The sequence below is a fragment of the Variovorax sp. 10L421 genome (assembly GCF_056395365.1).
In genome coordinates this window covers 25,547-47,961 of the sequence record NZ_JBFTJJ010000017.1, presented here as the reverse complement: position 1 = coordinate 47,961, position 22,415 = coordinate 25,547, and the positions used below count along the sequence as shown (strand labels likewise).

16 protein-coding genes are annotated in these 22,415 nt (G+C 67.6%); 14 read left to right on the top strand and 2 right to left on the bottom strand.

The features are described 5' to 3' along the window. The first annotated feature begins 3 nt into the window (after positions 1-3). The 9 genes from AC1DFC_RS20745 (at position 4) to AC1DFC_RS20705 (ending at position 12,185) form a co-directional block, all read left to right on the top strand. Positions 4-645: a glutathione S-transferase family protein gene (locus AC1DFC_RS20745; protein ID WP_007838937.1), complete on the top strand. Its 642-nt coding sequence runs from the start codon at positions 4-6 to the stop codon at positions 643-645. A 132-nt stretch (positions 646-777) separates the two neighbouring features. Beyond that, on the top strand, positions 778-1,701 hold the full coding sequence (locus AC1DFC_RS20740; RefSeq protein WP_478179897.1) for a PhzF family phenazine biosynthesis protein: 924 nt from the start codon (positions 778-780) through the stop codon (positions 1,699-1,701). Positions 1,702-1,724: 23 nt separating this feature from the next. Further along, positions 1,725-2,417, top strand: coding sequence for a VOC family protein (locus AC1DFC_RS20735; protein ID WP_478179896.1), 693 nt, complete (start codon positions 1,725-1,727; stop codon positions 2,415-2,417). A 2-nt stretch (positions 2,418-2,419) separates the two neighbouring features. Beyond that, complete coding sequence (locus AC1DFC_RS20730) at positions 2,420-3,052, top strand: LysE family translocator (protein ID WP_007838930.1); 633 nt, start codon at positions 2,420-2,422, stop codon at positions 3,050-3,052. Positions 3,053-3,064: 12 nt separating this feature from the next. Next, the gene (locus AC1DFC_RS20725) at positions 3,065-4,036 is read left to right on the top strand and encodes a threonine dehydratase (RefSeq protein ID WP_007838927.1); all 972 of its coding nucleotides are present in this window, start codon (positions 3,065-3,067) and stop codon (positions 4,034-4,036) included. 443 nt (positions 4,037-4,479) lie between these two features. Continuing rightward, positions 4,480-6,867, top strand: a complete 2,388-nt coding sequence (locus AC1DFC_RS20720) for a type VI secretion system Vgr family protein (RefSeq protein WP_478179895.1) — start codon at positions 4,480-4,482, stop codon at positions 6,865-6,867. Between the two features lie 82 nt (positions 6,868-6,949). Beyond that, on the top strand, positions 6,950-8,107 hold the full coding sequence (locus tag AC1DFC_RS20715; RefSeq protein ID WP_042674517.1) for a DUF4123 domain-containing protein: 1,158 nt from the start codon (positions 6,950-6,952) through the stop codon (positions 8,105-8,107). A 5-nt stretch (positions 8,108-8,112) separates the two neighbouring features. Next, positions 8,113-10,995 (top strand): T6SS effector BTH_I2691 family protein, encoded by a 2,883-nt coding sequence (locus AC1DFC_RS20710; RefSeq protein ID WP_007838921.1) that lies wholly within the window; start codon positions 8,113-8,115, stop codon positions 10,993-10,995. An 8-nt stretch (positions 10,996-11,003) separates the two neighbouring features. Continuing rightward, positions 11,004-12,185: a hypothetical protein gene (locus AC1DFC_RS20705; RefSeq protein WP_007838919.1), complete on the top strand. Its 1,182-nt coding sequence runs from the start codon at positions 11,004-11,006 to the stop codon at positions 12,183-12,185. Between the two features lie 307 nt (positions 12,186-12,492). Here the strand turns inward: AC1DFC_RS20705 and AC1DFC_RS20700 are convergent, their stop codons facing one another. Continuing rightward, complete coding sequence (locus AC1DFC_RS20700) at positions 12,493-13,620, bottom strand: hypothetical protein (RefSeq protein ID WP_007838917.1); 1,128 nt, start codon at positions 13,618-13,620, stop codon at positions 12,493-12,495. Positions 13,621-13,849: 229 nt separating this feature from the next. Further along, positions 13,850-14,680 carry a creatininase family protein gene (locus AC1DFC_RS20695; RefSeq protein WP_007838915.1) on the bottom strand — a complete coding sequence of 277 codons (831 nt, stop codon included), beginning with the start codon at positions 14,678-14,680 and terminating at the stop codon, positions 13,850-13,852. A gap of 371 nt (positions 14,681-15,051) precedes the next feature. On the opposite strand from AC1DFC_RS20695, the gene pgaA reads away from it, so the two are divergent. From pgaA to AC1DFC_RS20670, 5 genes are all read left to right on the top strand, one after another. Further along, positions 15,052-17,565: a poly-beta-1,6 N-acetyl-D-glucosamine export porin PgaA gene (pgaA, locus tag AC1DFC_RS20690; RefSeq protein WP_478179894.1), complete on the top strand. Its 2,514-nt coding sequence runs from the start codon at positions 15,052-15,054 to the stop codon at positions 17,563-17,565. Beyond that, a complete protein-coding gene (gene pgaB / locus AC1DFC_RS20685) occupies positions 17,565-19,625 on the top strand; it encodes a poly-beta-1,6-N-acetyl-D-glucosamine N-deacetylase PgaB (protein ID WP_007838913.1) in 2,061 nt (686 codons plus the stop codon). The genes pgaA and pgaB overlap by 1 nt, the downstream gene beginning before the upstream one ends. Next, on the top strand, positions 19,622-20,899 hold the full coding sequence (gene pgaC / locus AC1DFC_RS20680; RefSeq protein WP_007838912.1) for a poly-beta-1,6-N-acetyl-D-glucosamine synthase: 1,278 nt from the start codon (positions 19,622-19,624) through the stop codon (positions 20,897-20,899). Before pgaB ends, pgaC begins: the two co-directional genes overlap by 4 nt. Beyond that, the gene (pgaD, locus tag AC1DFC_RS20675; RefSeq protein WP_007838911.1) at positions 20,889-21,470 is read left to right on the top strand and encodes a poly-beta-1,6-N-acetyl-D-glucosamine biosynthesis protein PgaD; all 582 of its coding nucleotides are present in this window, start codon (positions 20,889-20,891) and stop codon (positions 21,468-21,470) included. Before pgaC ends, pgaD begins: the two co-directional genes overlap by 11 nt. Positions 21,471-21,570: 100 nt before the next feature. After that, entirely contained in the window at positions 21,571-22,368 is a 798-nt protein-coding gene (locus AC1DFC_RS20670) for an SDR family oxidoreductase (RefSeq protein ID WP_478179893.1), read from the top strand. Positions 22,369-22,415 lie beyond the last annotated feature (47 nt).

The following is a 22,415-nucleotide window of genomic DNA, read 5'->3' as shown; positions in this document are numbered from 1 at the left end:
ACCATGCTCAACATCTGGGGCCGCATCAGTTCGATCAACGTCCGCAAGGTGGTGTGGTGCGCACAGGAACTCGGGCTCGACTTCCAGCGCACCGAGGCCGGCGGCAGGTTCGGCGTGGTGCAGACGCCCGAATACCTCGCGCTCAACCCGAATGCGATGGTGCCCACCATCGACGACGGCGAAGGCGCCGAGCGCGTGACGCTGTGGGAGTCGAACGTGATCGTGCGCTACCTCTGCGCGAAGCATTCGCACGGCACCCTCTACCCGAGCGAGCTGCCCGCGCGCTTCGACGCCGAGCGCTGGATGGACTGGCAGCAGACCACGCTCAACCGCGCGAGCCGCGACGCCTTCGTGCAATGGGTGCGCACGCCGCCGTCGGAGCGACAGTTGACGCTCATCGACGACTCGGTGCGCGCCAGCGAGGCGCTGTTCGCAATGCTCGACGCGCACCTCGCCCGCCAGCCGTACATGGCCGGCGAGCGCTTCACCATGGCCGACATCCCCATCGGCTGTGAGGCGCACCGCTGGTTCGGCCTGCCCCCCGCCGAATACCGCCGGCCGACGTGGCCGAACGTCGAGCGCTGGTATGCCGAACTGCTTTCCCGCCCGGGCACGCGCGGCGTGCTCGACCTGAGCCTGGAATGACCCCCGGTCTCCGCGCACTTCGTGTCGCTTCGCCACCCCCTTCCAGGGGGCAGCACCTGTGGCCCGGGAAAGCCGATCCACGGTGTTTCCCCGACTGACATCGCCCATTGATCTGATCCTCCCGAGTCTCCAATGAAATCCCGCCCCTTCAAGCAAGTCGACGTCTTCACCGCTACGGCCTATCGCGGCAATCCGCTCGCCGTCGTCATCGACGGCACGGACCTCGACGACGCCGCGATGCAGCGCTTCGCGCAGTGGACCAACCTGTCCGAGACCACCTTCCTGCTGCCGCCCACCGACCCGGGCGCCGACTACCGCGTGCGCATCTTCACGCCCGGCGGCGAGCTGCCGTTCGCCGGCCACCCGACCATCGGCAGCTGCCATGCGTGGCTGCAGGCCGGCGGCAAGCCGAAGGCCGCGGGCCTCGTGGTGCAGCAGTGCGGCGCCGGCCTCGTGCCGCTGCGCCGTGAAGACAGCCGCCTGGCCTTCGCCGCGCCGCCGCTCAGGCGCAGCGCCCCGAGCCCCGCGCTGCTGGCCAAGGTGGCCGGCGCGCTGGGCCTGAAGGCGCAGCAGATCATCGCGGCGCAGGTGCTCGACAACGGCCCGGTCTGGTTCGGCCTGCTGGTCAACGATGCCGACGCCGTGCTGGCGCTCGCGCCCGATCACCGCATGCTCAAGGAGCTGGGCGTGAAGGCGGGTGTGGCCGGCGTGCCCACCACGCTCGACACCTCGCCGCTGATCGGCCGCTCGAATCGCGAGGCGCGCGCCTTCGGCAACCGCCCGGCGGCCGCTTACGACGACGGCGCGAAGATCGACCTCGAAGTGCGCGCCTTCGCCGAACCCATCGGCGTGCAGGAAGACCCGGTCACCGGCAGCCTCAACGCGAGCCTGGCCGAATGGCTGATCGCCGACGGCCACATGCCCGAGCGCTACCTCGCCGCGCAAGGCCAGTGCCTGGGCCGCGCGGGCCGCGTCCACATCGAGCGCGACCCCGAGGGAAAGATCTGGGTCGGCGGCGATGCCGTGACCTGCATCGACGGCCACGTCACGCTCTGAACCTCGGCGAGAACCATCGCACCATGCACGCGCAGCTCGACCATCTCGTGATTGCCGCCGCCTCGCTCGCCGAGGGCGTGGCGTGGTGCGAAGCGACGCTCGGCGTGACGCCGGCACCGGGCGGCTCGCATCCGCTGATGGGCACGCACAACCGCCTGCTGAACATCGCGAGCGACGCCTTTCCTGCCGCCTACGCGGAGATCATCGCGATCGAGCCGGGCAAGCGGCCCTCGCGCCCCAAGACGCACCGCTGGTTCGACCTCGACGACGCCGCGCTGCAGGCCGGGCTCGCGCGGCACGGGCCGCGGCTGATCCATTTCGTCGCCCGCGTGCCCGATGCGCATGCGGCAACGCGTGCGCTCGCGCATGAAGAGCACGCGCACATCGACCGCGGCCATCTGCTCGAAGCCTCGCGCGACACGCCCGCCGGCCGGCTCGAGTGGCAGATCACCGTGCGCGACGACGGCCAGCGGCTGTTCTACGGCGCGCTGCCCACGCTGATCCAGTGGGGGCCGGTGCATCCGACCGATGCCATGCCTGCGTCGGGTCTTTCGATGCGCTCGCTGCGCGCCGTGCATCCGCGTGCGCCCGCGCTCTCCGCCGCGCTGTCGGCCATCGGCATGACCGGCATGGCCGTCGCTGCCGGAGCGCCCAATCTCATCGCCGTGCTCGACACGCCGCGCGGCCCCGTCACCCTCGAATCCCAAGGACTCTGACCATGCTGAGCCTCCCTGAAATCGCCTTGTTCGCCCTCGCCTCGCTGCTGCTGGCGCTCACGCCGGGGCCGAACATGATCTATTGCGTCTCGCGCACGCTGATCCAGGGCCGCCGCGCCGGGCTCATCTCGCTGGGCGGCGTGCTGATCGCCTTCCTGGCGCACCTGTTCGCGGCTGCGCTCGGGCTCACCGCGCTGCTGCTGGCCGTGCCGCTCGCGTTCGACGCGATCCGCATCGCGGGCGCGGCCTACCTGCTGTGGCTCGCGTGGCAGGCGGTCAGGCCCGGCGGCAATGCACCTTTCGAGGCGCGCGTGCTGCCGGCCGATCCGCCGGCCAGGCTGTTCCGCATGGGCTTTCTGACGAACCTGCTGAACCCGAAGGTGGCCATGTTCTATCTCTCGTTCTTTCCGCAGTTCATCCATCCCGAGCGCGGATCGGTGCTGCTGCAGAGCATGCAGCTGGGCGTCGCGCAGATGACCGCCAGCGCCGCGGTCAACACGGTGATGATCGTCGGCGCCGCGAGCATCACGGCCGTGCTGTCGCAAAGCGCGGGCTGGCTGCGCGCGCAGCGCTACATCATGGGCAGCGTGCTCGCTGCCCTGGCCGTGCGCGTCGCGCTGACGGAACGCAAATAGATGGGACACCCGATGAGGTTCACCCGCGAAGAAATCGAAGCCGCGCAGCGCACCGTGCATGCGGCCATGCCGCCCACGCCGCAGTACGCCTGGCCGCTTCTGTCGCAGCGCCTGGGCGCCAACGTGTGGGCCAAGCACGAGAACCACACGCCGGCCGGCGCTTTCAAGATCCGCGGCGGGCTGACCTACTTCGAGACCCTGGCGCGCGAGCAGCCGGGCGTGCGCCACGCCATCAGCGCCACGCGCGGCAACCACGGTCAGTCGGTCGGCTTCGCGGCGCGGCGCCATGGGCTGGGCGCGACCATCGTGGTACCGCACGGCAATTCGACCGAGAAGAACGCCGCGATGCGCGCGCTCGGCGTCACGCTGGTGGAGCATGGCGACGACTTCCAGGCGGCTGCCGAGCACGCGGCCGCGCTGGCCGAGCGCGACGGCCTGCACCGCGTGCCATCGTTCCATCGCGAACTGGTGCGCGGCGTGTCGACCGCGTATGTGGAGTTCTTCGACGCCCTGTCGGCCACGCCGCCAGACGTGCTGTTCGTGCCCATCGGCCTGGGCTCCGGCTTTGCCGCGGCAGCGGCGGCGCGTGCGCATTGCGGCGCGTCGACGAAGCTCATCGGCGTGGTGTCGGCGCACGCCACGGCCTACCGCGACTCCTTCCGCGCCGGCAAGCCGGTCGAGTCGCCCGTCACCACGCGGCTGGCCGACGGCATGGCCTGCCGCGTGCCGGTGCCCGAGTCGGTCGAGGTGATCCTGCGCGAAGCCGACGACGTCATCACCGTCACCGACGACGAGATCGCCGAGGCCATGCGCATCCTGTTCAGCGACACGCACAACGTGGCCGAGGGCGCGGGCGCCGCGGCGCTGGCGGGCGCGCTTCAGCAGCAGGAACGCTGGCGCGGCAAGACGGTGGGCGTGTGCCTGAGCGGGGGCAATGTCGATACCGGCATGTTTGCCGCGGTGCTGGGGCACAGCGCTTCGTAATCCGGAGTCAGCAGGGCCTGGGCAGCGGGCCGGTGTTGGCGATGTCTCATCGGCACCGCCACCGCGTGCCTGCACGCCGGGAACGGCCAACGCCAGAAGGCCGTTCAATCCGGACATCGACCCGGCTGGAGTCGGCGTGGACCACATGCGTGTGCATCGGGTCCCCGGTGCCATGCCGGACGAAAGCACCAACAGCCGCTCTCTGGATGCGACTCTTAAAACCAACACCGTACAACGACCGCTCACACACAGAAAAACCATCGCACAACATGACCTAATTCCAACATCGCGCCAGTGAATTCCCGCAGAATCGCCGCCACTGGACGCGACCGGCCACGGTGATGGCACAAAACGTTGCGGCAGTTGTCACCTTCCGAACAAGAACAGCAGGGAGTTCATGTGATCCATTCGCAGCAGAGGGCACTATTGCGCAGGTGCGCGCCATGACATCGCGCCGCGTCACCGTCCGGACGCCGCTGGTCGAAGCACTCCAGTTCCACCGGCTGGTTGGCACCGAGGAATTGAGCAGGCCCTACCTCTTCGAGGTCGATCTGCTGGCAGCCAGCAATGCCGTCGACCCGAAGGCGCTGCTCGGCAAGCACACCACCGTGGCGATCCAGACCGAGAGCGGCCGTGTCCGTCATCTCGGCGGAATCGTCACCCAGTTCGGCCTGTCGCACGAGGACGACCGTCGCTCCCTTTACAAGATGCGCCTGCGCCCGTGGCTGTGGCTGGCCACACGGCGTTCGGACTACCGCATCTTCCAGGATCTCACCGTCCCGGAAATCATCGCAGCCGTTCTCGGGCCCTACGGTTATCCGATGGAACAGAAACTCAGCCGCGAGTACCGTCGATGGACTTATTGCTGCCAGTATGGAGGCGAGACCGATTTCGCGTTCGTCTCGCGACTGGCTGAGCACGAAGGGATGTACTACTGGTTTCGTCATGAAGCCGGGCAGCACGTGCTGGTCTTTGCAGACGACATCGCCACTTCGCATGGGCCGTTGCCTGGCGGCGAGGCGATCCGCTACCACGTCGACCCGTTCGCCGGCATGACCGGTGGCCTCGAGGCCGGTGAACGCATCTACGAATGGACGATGTCCGAAGAGGTGCGCTCGGGTCTCTACTACACCGATGACTACGACCCCGGCAGACCCGGCGCGGATATCTCCAGTCGTCGACGCATGCCTGCCGGTCACGATCACGACCACTTCGAGCGGTACGAGTGGCCAGGCGGCTACACGCAATTGGCCGACGGTGAAGCCTATGCGCACATCCGCACCGAAGAGCAACAGAGCGAGCGCATTCAGGCACGCGGCTCTTCCAATCGGCGCAATCTTGCGCCGGGCTACATCTTTGAACTCTCCAGGCATCCGAGGGCCGACCAGAACCTGCGCTACCTTCTGGTCAGCGTTGCCTATGAGTTGCAGGAGAACCTTCAAGCCAGTGAAGGCGACGGCGGCGAAGGCTCCATCCAGTGCTTCGCCTTCAAGGCGCAGCCGGTGAGCCACGCGTGGCGACCGGCGCGCACCACACCCAAGCCGCGCACCAACGGTCCGCAGACAGCCCTTGTGGTCGGCCCGGCCGGCGAAGAMATCTGGGTCGATCAGCTTGGCCGCATCAAAGTGCATTTCCACTGGGATCGGCTGGACCACAAGAACGAGCATTCCTCTTGCTGGCTTCGCGTGTCCTCATCCTGGGCGGGCGCCAGTTTCGGCGACGTCGCGCTGCCTCGCATCGGGCAGGAAGTGATCGTCAATTTTCTGAACGGCGATCCGGACCACCCGATCGTCGTGGGCCGCGCCCACAATGCCGATGAAATGCCGGCGTGGCAGCTACCGGACCAGAAGCACCTCTCGGGCATTCGCAGCCGCGAACTCGGCAGCGGCAGTGGTGGCCGCAGCAACCATCTCGCACTGGACGACGGGCCGCAAAAAATCCAGGCGCAGCTCAAGAGCGACCACTCAAGCAGCAGCCTCGGTCTCGGGCATATAGGCCGCATCGAGGACACCGCCGGGCGCAAGGACGACCGGGGCCAGGGCTTCGAGTTGCGCACCGATGGCCGTGGCGCCTTGCGCGCCGCCAGGGGAATGTTGCTGACCACCGAGGCGCGCCCCGACGCGCACGGTCACACTACCGATATGCCCGAGACGCTCGCGCGCCTCACGCAAGGCCGGGATATGCACGAAGGGCTCAGCCAGGCGGCGATGGAGGCCCAGGCCCACGAGGCCGGCGATCAGGATGCGGTCACGAAAACCCTGAAGGAGCAGAACGATGCTCTCAAGGGCCACGGCGGCAACCCGGCGCAAGGCGTCTTCCCCGAATTTGAAGAGCCCCATCTCACGCTGGCCAGCCCCGCCGGCATCCAGAGCGCCGCCGCGGGCTCCACCCATCTGATGAGCACCGAGCACACCGCCTTCACCAGTGGCGGGCACACGAGCATCAGCTCCGGCAAGAGCTTCCTGACCAGTGCCAAGGACGCAGTGCGCCTGTTCGCCCACAAGGCAGGCATGCGGCTGTGCGCCGCGAACGAGGACATCGACATCCGGGCTCTGAAGAGCAGTGTCAACATCATCGCCAGGCTCGGCATCAGGCTCGAAGGCGAGAGGATCATCATTGCCGCGCGCGAAGAGGTGGTCGTCAACGGCGGCGGCAGCTTCAGCCGCTGGAACGCCTCGGGCATCGAGCACTGCACCCAGGGCCTGTGGCGCGAACATGCGGCCTCGCACAACCTCGTGGGGCCCAAGAACATGCCGCCGCCGAAGGGCTATGAAGCCCGATGCGAATTGCAGAACAGCGATGCCGCAGGCGGCGCATCCGCCTCGCGCTGATGCGAAGAAAGCCATGAGCGCCACTGATCCTCGCGACCCCAGGCGCACGCCCTCGACCTCGCCTTCGCTTGACACATGGGCTTTGCTGCGCCGCCTGCAAAGCGGCTTCATCAAGGCGCAGACAGCTTTCGCATCCACAGCCGCACGTCCGATGCTCGGCGGCCTCATGCCGGCTTCATTGCACGCCTGCCTGGTGCTCGAACGCTGGGAGGCCAACCCGCTGGCTGCCCACCTGCAGGAGCACCATCCCACGCTGGCTGACGAACGAGCCGACGTGCCCGACGAGATCTACAAGGACCGACCCGAAGCCGCGCCTACCCTGGTGCCGCTCCCCGCGGACTGGACCTCGGACGCACCTTGCGACCAGACCCGGGCAGTGCTTCGCACCCTCGCAGTCGCGCTTGCTTCGGCCTGGCAGCAGGCGCGGCGGCGCCTGGCCGAACAGACGCTGTGCGGCGTCGTTTTCAGCCCCGCGACACCCGCGACCATCGCGATGCATTGGAACTGCCTGGGGTTTCAGACTTCGCCAATAGATGGCCACGACAAGCTGTTTCGCTATCAGGATGCCCGCGTCATGCAGCGCGTGTGGCCTGTGCTCGACGACGCGCAGCGATCTTCGTGGCTTGGGCCGGTCACCGAATGGTGGTCCCTGGAGCAACCTTGGGGACCGTGGGCGAGCGCCGAAGCCTTCGGCCAGGGCGATGAAACCGACGGCACCGAGGACGCATCAGGACATCAGCCCGAGTGGTTCATCGCCAGTCGTTTCGCCTTGGCGCGAGCATCGCTGCAGGCGCCCGGGCGGCTGCCATCCCGCGAGGCCATGCGCCACCTTCTGCACCTGGCCCAGTGGCATGCCGCCCACAGTGCATCCGCGGGCAACAGGGCATGGTTTCGCATGGCGTCGCGGCAAGTGCCCGTAGGCAGACAGCCCGATGGCATGACCATGGCTCACCTGCTGGGCCATGGCGCCGGGATGGGGTTGAGCCGGGAGAGCGATATCGCCGATTTCATCGACGCGTCGTGGCGCACCGACCTCCACGCCGGCAAGGCCAGTCCGCGCGACTGGTCGGCGCCGCAGGAAGCCGCCGTGCTGAGGCACACGCTTGCCCTGATGCATCCGGCCCCCGGTCTTGCGACCGTCGCGACGGCATCGCCTCCCGAAGCACCCAGCTTTGCCGGTGCGCTGCACCAGGCCCGGCAAGCAGCTTCGGCCCGCGCGCAGCCCTCACGAAACAACTGAAACCCATGGCTTGCAAAACTCCCTGCAGAAACTGCGATCGCAAGGGCCTGCCCATCCTGTTTACCCGTTATGCCGCCGCCTTCAGCGCGCAGGACCAGGGGATGACTGCGCTCGGGCAACTGCAGCCCACGGGGCATTTCCAGCGCAGGCCCGGCGGCGTTTCCATGCAGACAGCGCTGTACGGCGTCCGCATGCTGCGCCCGGGCTACCTGTACGTGCGGCTGCAGTATGCGGGCCAGGCCAATCCCGAGTGGCTCGCCTACATCGTGCACCCACACGGCTATCTCGCCCAGTTCGACATCGGATTTCCGGAAGCCGCCAAATCCAATCCCGCCTGCGAGATCGAGGTGCGCGGCGCCAACGCCAGCATGGTGTGGATACGCGATGCCAAGGACGTCACCGAACTGAACTACATGTTCCACCCGGACCCGATCGTGCCGAAGCACCTGTTCGAGCAGATCGAGCCGAAACGCAACATCTACATGCAAAGCTTCGATGTGGCGGGTTGGGCGGGTGGCAACACGAGCCAGCAAGACAGTTGCCAGCCCGGCCAGCTCAACAGCCAGGTCATGGAATTCTCCGCGCTGAAAAACCCCGCCGCGCAGACGGTGGGCTGCGAACAGCACTACGGACTTATGGGGATCCATGGTGCCGAGCGCGAGTGGGGAAACTACGAAGAAGCGCGCGTCGGACGGCACTTCGAAGCCGTGCGCCACGAAGCCCGCGGCGCCGACGGCGTGGTGGTTACCGACACAGGGGCGGCCGGTGGTCTGGCACACGGCCCCTACATTGCGCGCATCACCGGTGCGCCGTACAAGGACGTGCACGGTGCACGCCTGCGGAAAATGGTCGAGTTCCTGACCGAGCACAAGGGCGCGGTCGTCGCCTGCGAGGACGCCATCGGCATCGCGCAAGAACTCAGCCTGCACCATCTGACGGCCGCCACCGCTTATGTGGCGTGGCTCAAGGAAACCGACAACACCGACCCAGGCAACGCCCTGGTGACCAACGCCTGGAAGCACGCGGCCAGCGAGAGTATCAAGACCGTGCGCTCGGCCATCTACAAGAAGGCGATGCAGCTGTACGACTCGGAGACCGAGCGCCTGAAGAACGTGCACGAGGTGATGGGACAGCGCCACGCCTACCCGGTGGGCACCGTGATGGTCGAACAAAAGGATGGCAGCCCGGCCGAAGTCCCCGTCAAGGACCTGGAGGCGCAACGACGCACGGCCCTGCAGGAAGAGATCGCGGCGCGCGAGTCGGACCGCCGTCTCATCAGCGATGCCGAATCCAAGGCCGCGCTGCAGAAAACGCTCGCCCACTTCGACCCGGCCCGGCTCGAGGCCTTCGACAAGGCGCACCTGGCGCAGGTCAAGGAGCGCGACAAGCGCATGGACAAGATCAGCGAAGACCTGATCGCTTGGCTGCAGGCCGATGCCTTCCTGGTGAAGACGCTGGGGCGCTACAACCGCAAGCCCGACGGCATCGACACCGGCGACGGGGCGCGCTGCGCGGGCCAGTTGTGCGCCATCCTGGAGACGATGGACAGCAGCCCGAGGGGGCGGCGCTGGTATGCCGAGCTGCAACTGTTCAAAGACGAACCGAGGAACCTCGTGTGGCGCATGGCGAGCCTGAACAACGAGGAAATCTCGCAAGAGCTGCGGCGCGTGATGGACACCCTGCGCGACACCCTGCCGCCGGCCACCGAAGTGCACGACCCGCAAACGGCCGAGGAAAGCGCGCGCCAGCAGCGCGCCTGGGCCGCGATGGCTACGGCATTGAGCAAGATCCCCAAGACGCTCAAGGGCAGCCAGACCTTGATCAAGGAGGTCTACAAGCTGGGCGACCCGGGGCTGAACACGATGCAGAAGATCAAGTCGCTGCAGAAGATCGCCGAGACGGCCCGAAAGAATGTGCACGCGGTCTGGGCTGTGGCGGTGGTGCAGGCAGCGCAGAAGCTGAGCGCCTCGGCGATGGAACTGAGCTTCGCGAAGGCGCAGATCGTCCTGCTGTCGCACGGCCTGGGCGACAAGGCCGTGGAGTTCGTGCGCAATGAGCAGCGGGCGCTGGCCCGCAAGCTGGAAGACCAGGGCCGGCAGGCGGCCTACAGCAACAAGCGCAATCCGCAGCCCGACAGCCGGGCGTGGACGCGCCACTACGACCACAAGGGCGAGAAGATGCAGGTACGGGTCGACCGGGCCTTGACGCTGGTGGGCGAAGACAACGCGGTGAAGAACATGCGCATTCCCGGCGCGCTGGGCGCGCTGGAAATCATGAGCCTGATTCCGACCTTCGGACGCGCAAGCGAGCGCGGCGACGACCCGAGGGCGGGCAGCCAGAGTGCGGGCGCCGTGGCCAGCGCCATGGGCACCTGGAAGGGCCTGCGCTCCGACTACTACGAGAAGAACATCTTCGAGGCGATCAAGGCCGATGCGCCGCTGGCTGCGCGGGGCGATCTGGTGAAGGCGGCTGGAGAGGATCTGCGCATCTTGAAGATCGGTGCTGCGCACTGGGTTGCTTCTGCGGCTGTCGTGGGGGTGGTTTGGGATGCGATTGATGGCGTTACGGCCTTCAGAGAAAAAGACCGCGTGCTGATGGCTGCCTACTTTGGTCGTGCAGCAATGGGAACCGCAACCATTGGATCAACGCTTGTTGGAGCTTATTTTTACGACGTTACGAAGATCGTGCGCTGGTGCACGCGCATCAATCTCGTGACGGGGACGATCACGCTCGCCGCGAGCTATGCGATCGACAAGCTCAAGGAAAAGGAGTGGATCGACTGGCTGCAGGCCCAGCCGTTCCGCAAAATCGACAGCAAAAAGTTTCCGCATCGCAGCGAGCAGTTCATGCTCGGTCAGTTGGCCAATGCGATCGCCGACATGGATTGAACCAGACAATGTTTATCTCGGAGAACAGCTTCCGGCGGGAGTGCCGCAGCGGGGGTACGCCGGAAGCCTTGGCGTATTACGCGGACGTCAACCAACACACGCGCTTGTACGGTATTCATGAAGGCGTGCGACCTCGCGTCGGGAACGAACCCAAGCCCGCCCGCAAGGAGAAACTCCAACAGCAGGAATATGCACGACCCTCGCTCCATGGAATGCGTGTCCTGTTCGACTTCAATGAGCACTTCATCGAGCTGAGCAATGCGGGAGAAGAAAAGCGCTCACTTGGGCTTTTGCTTCTAACGCTATTTGGACTTGTTGCCTTGTTTCCGACCTATGGCATAGGTCTCTTGCTTACGGACCAAAGACCGTACCCGCAGGATTGGTACATCGCGATGGGCATCTTGTTGCTGATGGGTGTTCTGGTTTTTCTCCTGATCTATTTCATGATCTGGCCCTACATGCTCGCGCCAACCTTCCTGACCAGTCTGCGCGCCCGCTACCGCTTCAATCGAACCACCCGCAAGGTCTACGCGCTGCGCCCAAAGAAGTACGGCGGCAACGTGGTGCTCGACTGGGACCGCGTGCAGGCGCATGTGCGCTGGGCGCCGCCCAAGTCGTGGACAGCCGAGGAGCTGGCCGCCAGCGAAACCGCACGCGAAGAACGCCTGCGCTCGGCAGGCCTGGACAGCAACCTGCTGCTGTACTGGCCCCCGCTGGACCCCAGCGATCCCGAGCGCAAGGGAGAGGACGTTCTGTGGGTAGGCCCCAGCGGCAGCGATGCATCCCTGTGGCAGTACATCCGCACCTTCATGGAAGAAGGCATGGATGCCGTGCCTCCTCCCGGAGAGGACGACTGGCTGCGCAAGGGTTTCAGCGGCCCTGGCGAGCATCTGGAAGAGACTGTCATGCACGGCGCGCACAGGCGCGACGACATCCTGGGCAGAGGCACCTCAGGTGCGACTTTCACCAGCTATGCGGTGAACTTCATCTGGGCACCGCTGCACAGCCTGGCCGAGCGGCTGTGCTACTGGCCCACCTTCCCGGAAGAATGGGGCAGCGACTGCGGCCAGCGCCGCCGCGAGAGCGGCATCGGCCCTGAGGAACCATTGCGGTGGGCCCACGGGAGTTGTCCCCATCGCCTGCACGATGAGTTCGTGCTTCGCAACGGCGCTGATCGTTCGACGAAATGAACTGTGCCGGGCATCCGCTGCATCGTCGGCAAACGAGCCCTGAAGAGCCATCGATGGACATAGGCATGACCGCAGACCGGCCTCACAGACACGCTCCCGGTCCCACCAGATCGAGCGCTGCGCCTCGCTGATCAGAGACAAGAACACCGGCGTGACTCGTTCGCCGGTTTCAAGCAACCGTGCAACGCATCGGCCACTTCGTGGATGCCTGGAACGCCAGCTTCCGGCGCTGCAAGAGGATCGCGACCACAGTTTCGATCATCGAAAAGCTGCATCGACTTTGCTCGCTGATCGACGAAATCGGAAGCTAGGGCAACTTGGCCCTCCACCTCAGCGGTTGCTCGGGCCCGATGCCGCTTTCGCGTCGTGCCTGGCCCGAGTCGCTTTTCCACTCCGAGGGAAAAACCGGCCAATAGCACAGGCACTCCGCCAGCCAGTTGAGTACCCGATCCGGATCGCGGCCCTTGCATATCCATGCATTCGGGACTTCGGGAGCGGGCACGGCGTCCATGCCCCGCTGCATGAAAGTCTGCAGGTAGCGCCAAAAGCGCTCGCCGCTATTGCTCGGCCCAACCCAGATCAGGTCCTCCCCACGGCGTTGCGGATCCGCGGTATTCAGCGGTGGCCAATACAGCAGCAGGCAACCATTGCTGCTTGCACTGCGTCTTTTCCTTCGCGCTTCATCGGACAGGTCATAGCGTGGTACGCCAAGCCCCATGATCAGATCCAGCAGTCCAAAGTAGGCCAGGCTGCCATCCACTTCCCAGCCAAAGTGCCGCGATGCATTCAGCTGCTTGTGGAGTTCCTGAGTCGTTTCGTCGACCGACGCAGCATGGTGTCGGTTTTGCGCCGATTCGATAGGCGGCGCCCAATGAACGTGCGCTTGTGCACGCGACCAGTCGAGCATCGCATTGCCGCCCCATCGATCGGGCCGAAGCACATAGACCTTGCCAGTAGTCCGATTGAAGCGGTAGCGCGCACAGCGCGCGGTGAATATCTGGCCTGCGAACTCGCGCCACAGCATGACCGTCATAGGCACACTGAATATTGCCAGCGCCAGCACGCCAAGGAGCAGTCCAAGTTCCGCGAAGGAAGTCGGCGGAAAGGGCATCCGCGAATCGCCGACGAACACGATATTCCACAAGAACCACAGCGCACCCACGCCCATGATCAAGCAAAACGGTGCGAACAACGCCCGCATCACCAAGGCTATCCAACGCGGCGCTTCGCCGCTGCGCAGATTGCTCAGCTCCAGGAAGTGTTCGTTGAAGTCGAAGACCGTGGGCTCGGGCGGCCACAAGATCACCGGCTCTGACGAGGTGGGCTTGAGCGCGTGCCGCATGGGCGCATCTTGCAGATCGGCATAGTCCGCCAGTGCCTTGACAATGCCATGCTTGCGCCGATAGAGGTGAAAAGCAATTTCGAATGTGAACATCTTCGGAGGGGATATCTCGCGCGGTCTATTGCCGGTTCAAGCTGCAATTCACAACGCTTTGCTGAGGCCCGGCGTCAATCCTTCATTCGATCGATCGTCGTGCCGTCGGTCGCCGATATTTGTGTCGGCAATTGGCCATCTGGTCGCCCCCGCCCCGAGGAGAATTTGCAATGGGCGAGCCATCCCTGGCTGCGGCGCAGCCTGAATAACTCACGGCGGAAAAGGCAGGCTACGGCAGCAGCCCCGTATTGGCCGTGTCCAGCGGCAGCCTCGACACCTCTTCCAGCAGCAGCGCCAGCTGCCGGGCTGCCTCGTCCACCACCGCCTGCCCATGCGCCGCCGTGGCGGCGGCCGCGTTGCCGGCGGCGCCGTGCGGGTTGTAGTCCTCGATGGCCCAGCCCAGCTTGGCGCTCTTGCCGTTGCCCAGGATCGCGTAGTCGGCCGCGCGCTGGCGCGAGGTGGAGTCGAAATCCTGTGCCTTGCCCATGCGAACCAGCTGCGGCGACAGCGCCAGCATCATCGAGGTCTCGATCTCGCCCGCGTGCACGCCGAATCGGTGCTCCTGCGCGCTGAACTGCGCGCCCGCATCGCCCAGCGGCAGGTTGAACCAGCTCACGCTGTAGACGATGAGCCCATGCTCGGCGCGCAGCTCGCGCGCCACGATGTCCATCGGGCCCACGTGGCCGCCGTGGGCGTTGAACAGCACCAGCTTCTTCACCCCGGCGCGCGCCACGCCGGCGCCGATTTCCTTCCACATGCGGATCAGCGTTTCGGCCGACAGCGTGAGCGTGCCCGCGAAGCGCGCGTGCTCGGGGCTCAGGCCGATCTGCTGGGTCGGCAGGAACAGCACCGGCAGTTCGGCCGGCAGCAGGGGCAGCGAGGCGGCGACGATGCCGTCGGCCAGCACGGTGTCCACGCCCAGCGGCAGGTGCGGGCCGTGCTGCTCGGTCGCGCCCAGCGGCAGCACCGCGACGGTGGTCGCCGCATCGAGCGACGCGAAATCGCGCGTGGTGAGCTGGGACCAGAAACGGGGCAACGGAGGGGCCGAAGGAGCATTCATCACGCAATCTTAGGCTGGTGGCGAGCCGGCCTCGAAAGCTTCGGTCCGGACAAGGCGGTCGACGCGGACGCCAAAAACGCCAAGCTATTCACACATACAACCAGTTCGTGGCACTTTGGTTTGCGTTAGTTAACAGTTCTGTCTAGAGTGATTCTTGATTTGATTTTCTAGAACCGCCGACCTGTCACATATCGGTGGTTCGGCTTTCGCGGCGGCATCTCTAGTCGTGAAAGCTGTGGTTCCAAGGGAGCAGAGTGTTCATCCAGAAAAAAACTGGAGGCACGGTCACGGACGGACGCAAATCGGCGTCCGCCCGATCGTTGCCTCGCCATCTCGCGCAGGCGGCACGAGAATTTCCGTCCCTCGTCTGCATGCTGGCCTTCGGCGCGTCCGGGGCATTCGCAGGACCGTCGGTCACCGCGGCACCCGCGGTCGACCGGAGTGCATCAGCCTACGACGCCCAGCGGCACGATGCGCTGATCGTCGCGCGCCGCGAAGGCCGCATCACCGCGGCCCAGGCGCTGCAGCAATTGAAGGACTGGCTCGCCGCGCCGATCGACGGCGCAGCCCGCCAGCGAGTGGCCTCCGATGCGATCGCGATCGCCTCCGCCGACGGCCGTTTTGCCGAAGCCGCCGCGCTGGGCCGCCAGGCCAAGCCGTCGAAACTGAGCGACTACGCCCTGGGCCCGCTCGCACTGGCCGCGCGGCGCACGCATGACCTTGCCCTGCAGGGCGAAGCCATCGGCCTCTGGCGCGCGCATCAGCCCGGGGCGCGCGAGGCGCGCATCCACGAGGCCTACTGGCGCCTCGACAGCGGCGACGTCGCGGGCGCGCAGGCGCTGTACCGCGCGCTGTCGCAGCCGGCGCCCACGCAGGTCGAAGACCGCGTCGCGCTGCTGGAGCTGCGCGCCGCCCTGGCGCGCGCCGAAAAAGATCCGCTGCAGGCGCTCGCCGCCTATACCGAGGCCGGCGCACTGCGGCCCGGGCGCGGCGACATCCGGCGCGAGGCCGACTTCCTGCTCGCGAGCAGCGGCGCCGCATCGAGCGCCTTCGACAACGCCGAGGCAGCGGAGCGCGCCGCGCCGGGCAGCTTTTCGCCGCTGGCGCTTTCCACCCTGCAGCAGGAGGCGCTGGCGCAGCGGCTGCGATGGGCGATCCAGGCGCGCGACCAGCGCATTGGCGCGGAGCGCGTCACTGCACTCGATCGCGTGCTCGGCGACCAGGAAGCCGCCTTGGCACGGGCCGATGCCGCGGCCTCGAAAGCCGCGCCCGAAGACGCCGGCGCATGGCGCACCGTGCGCGCGCGGCTGCTGTCCGATCGCCTGCTCGCGCTGGTCGAACGCGGCCGCCCGGCCGACGCCGTCGCGCTCTACGACACAGTGCGCGCCACAGGCACGGAACTGCCGCCCTACGGGCTCGGCGCCGCGGCGCGCGCGCTCGCACAGGAGCGCCGCTCGGCCGAGGCCGTGCCGATCTACGAAACGGCCATCGCCCGCGGCGGCGCCGACCTGCCCATGCCCAACGACATCCACCTGGGGCTGGTCTACGCCTATCAAGACGTCGGCCGCTTCAGCGATGCCGAGGCACTGCTGCAGCGGCTCGAAGCCGCCACGCCGGCCCTGCTGCACCTCGCGCCGGAAGCCGGCCGCCCCAACGGCGAGTACACCGAGGTGAGCGGCATGCGCGGGCTGATGCAGCTCTACACCGACCGGCCGGCGCTCGCGCAGCAAAGCTTCGCGGCCCTGGCGCGCGAAGCGCCGTTCAACGCCGGCTACGCCTCTGGCGCCGCCTTCACCGAGCGGCTGCGCGAGCACCCCGAAGCCGCGCTCGCACGCTTCGAGGCGCTGGCGACCGACGCACCCTACGACGTCGGCGCGCGCACCGGCCACGTCGAGGCGCTGCTCGATGCCGGTGAATTCGGCGAAGCCCGCCGCCGCGCGGAATCGCTCGCCGCCGACCTGCCCGACTCGAAGCAGGTGCGCGGCATGGAACGCAGGCGGCTCACCCAGGTCGGCCCACGGCTCGACGTGGACGCCGGAGCCTCCTCCGGCGGCGCGGCAATCGCCAACCGCGAATGGCGCATCGACAGCCGGCTCGCCTCGGGCCTCATCGACGACCAGTGGCGCGTGTTCTACGACCAGTCGCTGGGCCGCGGAACCACCGACCTCGGCAGCGCGAACTGGGCGCGCGGCGGCCTCGGCCTGGGCTGGCAGCGCGGCCGCTGGCTGGCCGAAGGCGTGCTGCAGCATGCGAACGGCGGCCCCTACCGCAACAGCGCGGCTGGCCGGCTCGACTACCGCGCAAGCGACGCCTGGCGGCTGTCGGCCACCTACGACGGCGACAGCAGGGAGCTGCCGTGGAAAGCGCGCGCGGCCGGCATCGGCGCGCACGAGGCCGGCGCGAGCGTGGGCTACGTGGTGAACGAATCGCGCCGCTTCGACCTGAAGTGGCAGCAGCTCGACTTCAGCGACGGCAACCTGCGCAGCGGTCTCGGCCTCGGCTGGCGCGAACGCTGGGTGAGCACGCCGGCGTTCCAGCTCGAAACGACGCTCGGCGCCGACGCGAGCCGCGGCCGCGACATCGACACCGCGCCCTACTTCAACCCGTCGAGCGACGGCAGCGCGCAGCTCTCGGCACGCGCGCAGTGGCTTGGCTGGAAGCGCGACGACCGACAGTTCTTCCACGTCGTCGAACTCGGCGGGGGCACCTATCGGCAGGCGGGCTTCGGCAGCGGCCCGACGTGGAGCCTGCGCTACGAGCACCGCTGGAACCTCGGTTCCAAGCTCGCGCTGCGCTACGGCCTGCGCATTGCCAGCCACCCCTACGACGGCGTGCGCGAACTACAGCGCGGCGTTTTCCTGAACCTCTCGATGCCCCTGCAGTGATGCGAACGACGAACAACCCTTTCACCTTCCTGCGCGCGGTCCTTGCGTGGCTGCTGCTGGCGCTTTCGCTGCCGGCCCTTGCGCAGCCCCTGCCGAGCGCCGACCCCGACGACGGCGTGAGCTTTCGCGTGATCGCCTTCCACGACGTGCGCGCCAACGTGCGCGCGAGCTTCGAAACCTCGCCCGAGGCGACCGCGGTGGACGAGCGCACCTTCGCCGAGACCTTGGCCTGGCTGCAGTACAACGGCCACCACCCGGTGAGCCTGCAGCAGATCGTCGATGCGCGCGCCGGCGGCAAGCCGCTGCCGCCCAAGCCCGTGCTGCTGACCTTCGACGACGGCTATCGCAGCGCCTACACCAAGGTGTTCCCGCTGCTCAAGCGCTACAACTACCCGGCGCTGTTCGCGCTGGTGACGAGCTGGCTCGAGGTGCCCGAGGGTCAACCGGTGCACTGGGGCGACAAGCCCGCGCCGCGCGAGAACTTCCTGCTGTGGAGCGAGGCCGCCGAGATGGCCCGCTCGGGCCTCGTCGAATTCGCGAGCCACAGCGACGCCATGCACACCGGCATCCTCGCCAACCCGCAGGGCAACATGCTGCCGGCCGCTGCCACGCACCGCTACGACCCCAAGACCGGGCGCTACGAGGACGATGCCGCCTACACGCAGCGCATCGAGTCCGACCTGCGCCGCAGCCGCGAACTCATCGAAAAGCGCACCGGCGCGAAGGTGCGCTCGATGGTGTGGCCCTATGGCGCCTACAACGCGGCAGCGCTCAAAGCCTCCGAGCGCGCGGGCATGCCCATCACCCTCACGCTGGACGACGGCTCGAACACGCCGACGGTTCCGCTCGCGCGCGTCCGCCGCGCGCTTGCGGAGTACGACAACGAGGCGCCCGAATACGCCCGGCTGCTGCGCAGCCCCGCAGGCGGCGAGGTCTGGCCCGTCAACCGCGTGATGCACGTGGACCTCGACTACGTGTACGACCCCGACCCGGCCCAGCAGGAGCGCAACCTCTCGAAGCTGATCGACCGCGTGGCCGCCGTGCGCCCGCGCTCGGTGTTCCTGCAGGCCTACGCCGACCCCGACGGCGACGGCGTGGCCGACGCGCTGTACTTTCCCAACCGGCACCTGCCGATGCGCGCCGACCTGTTCAGCCGCGCGGCCTGGCAGCTGCGCAGCCGCGCCGGCGTGAAGGTCTATGCATGGATGCCGGTGACGGCCTTCCGCCTGCCGGCCTCGAATCCGCTCGCCACCCACACGGTGATGGCGCAGGGCGGCGCGATGCCGGCCGGCCGCTACCACCGGCTCACGCCTTTCGACCCCGCGGTGCGCGCGCTGGTCGGCGACATCTACGAAGACCTCGGCCGCCACGCCTTCTTCGGCGGCCTGCTGTTCCACGACGACGCGACGCTGTCCGACGACGAGGATGCGAGCCCCGCCGCCCTCGCCACCTACGCCCGCTGGGGCCTGCCGGCCGACGTGGCCGCGATCCGCGCGAAGCCGGAACTGACGGCGCGCTGGACCGCCGCCAAGACGCGCTACCTGATCGACTTCACGCACGAACTGGCCGCGCGCGTGGGCGCCTGGCGGCCCGCGCTGGAAACCGCGCGCAACCTTTATGCACGGCCGGTTCTCGACCCCCAGGCCGAGCAATGGTTCGCGCAGAACTACGAGGCCTCGCTCGCGGCCTACGACTACGTCGGGCTCATGGCGATGCCGCGCATGGAGCGCGAGGCCCGAACCGACGCCGACAGCGATGCCTGGCTCTCGCGGCTCGCGCAACGCGCGGCCGGCACGCCGCGCGGCCTCGACGGCACCGTGTTCGAACTGCAGGCGCGCGACTGGCACACCGGCAAGCCCGTGCCCGACGCCGAGCTCACCCGCCAATGGACGCTGCTGCAGCGCGCCGGCGTGCGCCACCTGGGCTACTACCCCGACGACTTCCTGAACGACCAACCCTCGCTGGAAACCGTGCGCCGCGCGATCTCGGTGCGCACGCTGCTGCCGCGCGCGCTGCGTGCCCCGGCCGCCGCGACGACCCCTGCACAGCCCGCGCCATGACCACCGTCCAGATCCTCGCGCACTCGTTGCCCACGCTGCTGTTCGGCTTCGTCTTCTACTACCCCTTCTTCATGGCCTACGTGTGGATGGCGGGCGGCCTCTCGCATGCATGGGTGTTCGAGCGCAGGCGCGACGCCGACGCCAATCCGCTCGACTCGCTGCCCTCGCACCCGCTGGTCACAGTGGTGGTGCCCTGCTTCAACGAAGCGCCGCACCTGCGCGAGGTGATCGAGCAGCTGATGCGCACGCGCTACCCGCACTACGAGGTCATCGCCGTGAACGACGGCAGCACCGACGGCACCGGCGAGCTGCTCGACCAGATGACGCAGGAATACAGCCGCCTGCGCGTGATCCACAACGCCAGCAACCAGGGCAAGGCGGTCGGGCTCAACACCGCCTGCCAGCTCGCGCGCGGCGAATACATCCTGGGCATCGACGGCGATGCGCTGGTGGACGTCGACGCCATCGCATGGATGCTGCGGCCGATGCTGCGCTCCGAACGCATCGGCGCGGTCACCGGCAATCCGCGCATCCGTACGCGCACCACGCTGCTCGGACGCATGCAGGTGGGCGAGTTCTCTTCGATCATCGGGCTCATCAAGCGCTCGCAGCAGCTGGTGGGCACACTCTTCACCGTCTCGGGCGTGCTCGCCATGTTCCGGCGCCGCGCCGTGATCGAGGTCGGCTTCTGGAGCCCCGACGTACTCACCGAGGACATCGACATGAGCTGGAAGCTCCAGCTCGGCGGCTGGAAGCTGCGCTTCCAGCCGCGCGCGCTGTGCTGGATCCTGATGCCCGAGACCTTGCGCGGCCTCTGGAAACAGCGCCTGCGCTGGGCCGTCGGCGGCATCCAGACCATGCTGCGCTACACCTCGCGCATCCTGCGGCCGCGCCACTGGCGGATGTGGCCGATCTACCTGGAGTACATGACCAGCGTGGTGTGGGCCTATTGCATGGCAGCGGTGCTGGTGATCGGCCTCGTGCGGCCGCTGCTGCCGGCGAACTCGTCCTGGCATTCGGCGCTGCTGCCGCACTGGCAAGGCACGCTGCTGGCCATGACCTGCATCCTGCAGATGCTGCTGAGCCTGTGGATCGACCGCCGCTACGACCGCGACCTGATGCGCTATTTCGCCGGAACGATCTGGTACCCGATCGCCTTCTGGATCATCACGATGGCGACCACCGTCATCGCCCTTCCCAATGCTCTGATACGCCGCCGCGGCAAGCGCGCGGTGTGGACGAGCCCCGACCGAGGAGTTTCCGATGCGCCCTGAGACCCATGCCCAAAGCCGCCTGCACGAGACGCACGACGACAAGCCGCCGCCGAGCCGCCAGCGCTCCTGGGGACAGCCCGCGGTGGACGAGCCGATCATCGACGCTGCACGAATCCCGCTGCGCGCCTTCGGCACGGGCCGCTCGCCACTGCGCACGCTGGCCATGTATCTGTGGCTGCGCGTGCTGCGCCCGGCGGTCACCCTCGGCGTCTGGCTCTGCGCGATCTGGTACGCATGGCCCTATGTGCTCGGCGCGCGCTCGCAGCCCGAGGTGATGCAGCTGCTCGGTTTCTATGCCATCGCGATCGGCGTGATCCTGGTCTCGATGCTGGTGATGGCGCCGCTGCGCCGCCGCCAGCAGACGCGCGAGACGCCGCCGGACCAGGAACAGTCGTCGCTGTTCGCGCTGGCCTCCTACATCGAGGTGCCGCCGGCGCGGCTGTCGGCCTGGCAGCGCGCGCGGCAGCTGCTGGTGCACCACGACAACAACGGCCACCTGCGCGACGCCACGGACACCGCGCCGGGAGCGCTGGAGCCCGAGCCGCTGCAGCGCGCGGCCGCGGGGCACTGACGCCGGACGGGGCACGGCGGCATACGGCCGCATCCGTGCAGGGGTTTCGCGGCGGTGCTTCAATCACCGCCACACTCCACTCTCCATCAAGGACTCTTTCATGGATCTCCAGCTCCAGGACCAGCACGTTCTCGTCACCGGCGGCAGCAAGGGCATCGGCCTGGCGTGCGCGCTGGGCTTCCTGCGCGAAGGCGCACGCGTGAGCCTCGTGTCGCGCGATCTCGCCAATCTGGAACAGGGCCGCAGGATGCTGGTGGATGCCTTCGCGCAGGCCGAAGGCCGGATCTCGGTGCATGCGGCCGACCTCAAGGACCCGGCCGGCGCCGTGGCCGCGCTCGACGCGGCCGAGCAGGTGTTCGGTGCGGTCGACGTGCTCGTCAACTCGGCCGGCGCCGCGCGCCGCACCCCGCCCGACGAACTGACGGCCGCGTCGTGGCACGACGCGATGGACGCGAAATACTTCACCTACATCCACATGATCGACCCTGTGGTGAAGCGCATGGGCCAGCGCGGCCGCGGCGCCATCGTCAACGTGATCGGACAGGGCGGCAAGGTCGCGAGCCCGGTGCACATGGCCGGCGGCGCGGCCAATGCAGCGCTGATGCTGGTGAGTGCCGGCATGGCCGCGGCCTATGCCGCCAAGGGCGTGCGCGTGAACGCTGTGAACCCGGGGCTCACGCTGACCGAACGGCTGCAGGAAGGCATGAAGGCCGACGCGAAGCTGCAGGGCATCGGCACCGACGAGGCGCTTGCGCGCGCCAAGGCACGCCTGCCGCTGGGGCGCATCGCGACGCCCGAGGAAATCGCCAGCACGGTGGTCTTCCTCGCGTCACCGAAGGCGAGCTACGTGACGGGCGCCATCGTGGCGATGGACGGCGCGGTGACGCCGATGATCTGAAGGCGCGGTTTCAAGCGCCGCCGCCCTCACCCCAACCCTCTCCAGGA